This window comes from Pseudoalteromonas sp. MelDa3 (assembly GCF_002863625.1).
In the GTDB taxonomy this organism is placed as follows: domain Bacteria; phylum Pseudomonadota; class Gammaproteobacteria; order Enterobacterales; family Alteromonadaceae; genus Pseudoalteromonas; species Pseudoalteromonas arctica.
The window spans coordinates 1-3,835 of record NZ_PJBR01000164.1 but is presented as its reverse complement, the minus strand read 5'-3'; the positions used below and the strand labels follow the sequence as shown (position 1 = coordinate 3,835).

5 protein-coding genes, 2 tRNA genes and 1 pseudogene are annotated in these 3,835 nt (G+C 38.0%); 5 read left to right on the top strand and 3 right to left on the bottom strand.

Going from position 1 to position 3,835, the window contains the following annotated elements; all coding sequences use genetic code 11:
• Window position 1: 1 nt before the first annotated feature.
• Window positions 2–787 carry a PRC-barrel domain containing protein gene (locus tag CXF89_RS18625; protein ID WP_121955431.1) on the bottom strand — a complete coding sequence of 262 codons (786 nt, stop codon included), beginning with the start codon at window positions 785–787 and terminating at the stop codon, window positions 2–4.
• A gap of 173 nt (window positions 788–960) precedes the next feature.
• Between CXF89_RS18625 and CXF89_RS18620 the strand changes: the two genes are divergently transcribed.
• Both CXF89_RS18620 and CXF89_RS18615 read left to right on the top strand, forming a co-directional pair.
• Entirely contained in the window at window positions 961–1,146 is a 186-nt protein-coding gene (locus CXF89_RS18620) for a hypothetical protein (RefSeq protein ID WP_121955430.1), read from the top strand.
• Window positions 1,147–1,347: 201 nt separating this feature from the next.
• Complete coding sequence (locus CXF89_RS18615; RefSeq protein ID WP_231612826.1) at window positions 1,348–1,911, top strand: hypothetical protein; 564 nt, start codon at window positions 1,348–1,350, stop codon at window positions 1,909–1,911.
• 222 nt (window positions 1,912–2,133) lie between these two features.
• Here CXF89_RS18615 and CXF89_RS18610 read toward each other — a convergent pair.
• Window positions 2,134–2,224 (bottom strand) — tRNA-Ser (locus CXF89_RS18610).
• Between the two features lie 83 nt (window positions 2,225–2,307).
• A tRNA-Ser gene (locus CXF89_RS18605) sits at window positions 2,308–2,398 on the bottom strand.
• Window positions 2,399–2,649: 251 nt separating this feature from the next.
• Between CXF89_RS18605 and CXF89_RS18600 the strand changes: the two genes are divergently transcribed.
• The 3 genes and pseudogenes from CXF89_RS18600 to CXF89_RS21480 all read left to right on the top strand — a co-directional run.
• Complete coding sequence (locus CXF89_RS18600; RefSeq protein WP_007580214.1) at window positions 2,650–3,315, top strand: Bax inhibitor-1/YccA family protein; 666 nt, start codon at window positions 2,650–2,652, stop codon at window positions 3,313–3,315.
• Window positions 3,316–3,370: 55 nt separating this feature from the next.
• Complete coding sequence (gene tusD / locus CXF89_RS18595) at window positions 3,371–3,724, top strand: sulfurtransferase complex subunit TusD (protein WP_121955429.1); 354 nt, start codon at window positions 3,371–3,373, stop codon at window positions 3,722–3,724.
• Window positions 3,721–3,835 (top strand): annotated as a pseudogene (locus CXF89_RS21480) (sulfurtransferase TusC); the annotation flags it as partial. The gene tusD and the pseudogene CXF89_RS21480, both read left to right, overlap by 4 nt.

Sequence of the window (3,835 nt, the reverse complement as noted above, 5' to 3'; positions counted from 1 at the left end):
GTTATTCAACATTACAACCATAATGAGTTTGCAAATTTTGTTCATGTTCTAGATTAAAAGGCACTGAGGGGTCAAAAGTGGGGGCATCTTTCACTTGCTGCTGCGTCATATCAACATAAATTTTAGAAGTAGGCCAACTCACCTCTTTAATCCATTTGGGAGCAATCAAAACCAGATGACCCAACCACCAATTACTGGTGTTAATAATCAAATAACGAATTTCCCAGGTGTCGGTATCTATCAACATACCTTGTAAGTGACCTAGATCACCGTCTATGACATCAAGTTTGTAACCCGTTACTGCATTACTACTGCGTAGATGATGATCATTATCTTGAGATAATGCAGCATCAACATCTGCGAAATTATCTGGTGCATCTAAGTTATCAGGCTTTGGTGCGACACTATAATTACCAGGTGACATCATATTAGGGCCGGGATCACCTCCCAAAATATCAGTGTTATCCCAATAATGTGAGTAACCATAATATCGCATGTATTCTAGCTCATACTGCCTAGAAACTGGCTTTTCGCTATCCATATCAGGGCAATTTTTAACTTGTTTTCTTGAAATTGCAACAGTGAGCGTCTGTGGTTTCTGATTCAACTTTTTAATTGATATAGGTGAAAGTAATATTTTTTTGCTCAATAGCCAAGTGCCAGTTTCAACCACCAAATATCTGATCACCCAGTGTTTATCATCAAAATAAAAATCTTTGGTAAGCCCAATATCTCCATCCGATGCATCAATGGCTAAATTTTTTAAATCATTCAGAGTATGTAACATGACGTATTTGCTCCAAGTTAAAGATGGCAAACAATAAATCATTGTTTTGTTAATAGAGTTTATATTTAAAAGCTTGCAGCAATATTCTCATTCAATCTGTTCGTTATCGCACCGAAGTAGCATGAATACAAGGCTAATCTAGATTTATCTATACATTTTAAGGTGAATTGAATATGGCTAAAATAGAAAGACTAGAGTTAGCAGCCCATCGCAACGATATTATTGAAGACGTCAGTAATTTGATTGAGAAATATCGCACTATTTTTGGCTGGGATGTGCCCGATATCGATGAAAAATTGGCAAAAAATTTAATTGTGAATGAAGTTCGCCAAGCGCTTGATAATATCAACAATGAATAAGTTACAACGACCTACCAAGCTAGCTAAAAGTTCGAATGCAAACAGATGAAATCTCTGCAATCGCTTATTTGCTGTTTGCTTATTGGATCTGAGAGCTAAGATAATTTGAAAAAGAGTCTGCTCTGAATACTACTGCTTATGTGTTTGAATTTTGCTTGCTCTGATATTTTGCGCCCCACCACTGACCTGAGAAATACTATAATGCCCAGACCAATAAAGCCCAAAACACTTTACCACTCAACATTTAAACTTATTTTTAAGCTCCCGCTTATTGCGATACTAACACTATGCGGGCCGTCCGCTTTTGCAGGCGATGGACCATGGCCGTCGTTTACAGCGACAACACTCAATGGCGAAAAAGTAGACAGCAACAAACTGATAGGTCAACCAACACTGCTCATACTTACGCCGACTCGTAATGCCGCAAAATCTACTCGGGAGTGGGTTAACACATTACGTTCAAAAATCGATCATGATAAATATCGGATTCGGGACGTCCTAGCTGTCAATTTACCATTCTTTATGTCGGAAGAGGATGCGATTGGTCGGGCAAAAGAAAAAGTACCGCAACGCTACCACGATCAAACTTGGATTCTGAACTCACAGGTCATGGAAGAAGCGTTAGGTGTGCCCTCAGATAGTGATGAAGCAGTCATTGTTGTTTTGGATAAGAACGGTGATCTGATATCGCAGGTTCATGGTAAAGTTACAACAATCCGAATGAATGAGATCACCAATGCCTTGCAGAGCCTCGCAAGTAGCTAACAACTCCACTACTGACCATTAACGTATCAAATAAAATCGTTCAGTAGTTTAGCGCGTGATTTAATTCGTTGAATTGCTTAAATACTTATGCAAATTGGTATAACATTTCAATTAAACGATATGTTCTCTTTTGAGTTTTAGAATGAATCTCAAGCATGAGCAAGTGCAGTACTTTTTTTGAACACAAAAAAGCCCGCTAAATTAGCGGGCTATTTTGTTATATGGTGGAGAGATAGGGATTTGAACCCTAGATGGGCTATAAACCCATGCCGGTTTTCAAGACCGGTGCATTCGACCACTCTGCCATCTCTCCGATACTGCTAAGTTAAAAGTAAGAGTGTACTAATAACTATTTAAATGAATGATACTTTAATTACCACACACTTATTAAATAAGTGGTGGAGAGATAGGGATTTGAACCCTAGATGGGCTATAAACCCATGCCGGTTTTCAAGACCGGTGCATTCGACCACTCTGCCATCTCTCCGCACGGCCTGCATAATAGGGAAACCCATCCCTTTTGTGAAGCTTTTTTTTAAATTAATTGTTTAAGTGCTTAAAAAACAATTAATTTGTCTAAAGTTAGAACAAAGTGTTTTTAATTTAGCCGTCAATACTCTTTTATTTAAATATTTAACTCTATTGATCTACAAAGGTTTGCCCAAACATATAAGAGTTGGTAATCTAATTTTAGTTAAATTATCGAAACACACACGTTTCACTTAAAGGAGCTCTACAATGGCGTTTAATCAATCGTACAATACCGCGAAACCGGTAATGTCTACCATTGAAACAAACAAGGTACTTAAAAACACCTACTTTTTACTAGCTATGACACTTGCTTTCAGTGCTGTCACAGCCGGTATTTCAATGGCACTACAATTACCTTACTTTATGGGAATTGTGTTTACACTTGTTTCGTTCGGTTTATTATTTGTTGTAAATAAAAAAGCAGATACAGCATCTGGTGTATTTTGGGTGTTTGCTTTCACAGGTTTAATGGGGGCAGGATTAGGTCCATTGCTTAACCATTATGCTGCAATGCCTAATGGCCCAATGCTTATTATGCAAGCGTTAGGTTCTACGGCGCTTATCTTTTTTGGTTTATCTGCTTACGCACTGAACACTAAAAAAGACTTCTCATTCATGGGTGGCTTTTTAACGGTTGGCTTAATCGTTGTGATTGTAGCTAGCATTGTTAATATTTTTGTTGGCAGTTCACTTATGTTTATGGTGCTTAATGCGGCTGTTGTATTGATCATGTCTGGTTTGATTTTATTCGATACAAGCCGAATCATTAATGGCGGCGAAACCAACTACATTCGCGCAACAGTGTCTTTATACCTAAGCGTATATAACTTATTTACGTCTTTACTTGCTCTACTTGGCGCAAGTGATGACTAATTAAATAGTTCTGTTAAAATAGCCCCTTAATTGGGGCTTTTTTATTGGAATTGTTTTGTCACGTTTTGTTCTTTCATTACATACACCACCATCCGATCACGATACAACGCAAAGGTTAGTTAAGTTTGCGAATGCATGTTTAGCCCAAGGGCACACCATTGATGCTATTTTTTTATACCAGCAAGGTATTTATCATGCATCTACTCACTTTGATTTATCCTCAGACGAACTTCAAATTTCAGCACTTTGGCAGCAACTCGCCGATCGAAAACTAAATTTAATGCTGTGTGTTACCGCCGCTGAAAAACGCGGGTTAGATATTAAAAACACAGGTGTATTTGCAGTCGCAGGGCTAGCTGAATTTGCAATGCTTGCAAGCGACGCTGATAAATGGGTGCAATTTAAATGATAAACGTATTAGTAATGAGTCAGTGCAGTCCATTTGACGATTTAAATATTCGTGATGCACTTGATATGACATTGATATTTGCTGCCGTTGACCAAAATGTGAGTTGGTTGT

Coding starts and splice junctions, on each gene's coding strand:
- CXF89_RS18625 (WP_121955431.1), bottom strand. CDS start 787: ATGTTACATACTCTGAATGATTTAAAAAATTTAGCCATTGATGCATCG.
- CXF89_RS18620 (WP_121955430.1), top strand. CDS start 961: ATGGCTAAAATAGAAAGACTAGAGTTAGCAGCCCATCGCAACGATATT.
- CXF89_RS18615 (WP_231612826.1), top strand. CDS start 1,348: ATGCCCAGACCAATAAAGCCCAAAACACTTTACCACTCAACATTTAAA.
- CXF89_RS18600 (WP_007580214.1), top strand. CDS start 2,650: ATGGCGTTTAATCAATCGTACAATACCGCGAAACCGGTAATGTCTACC.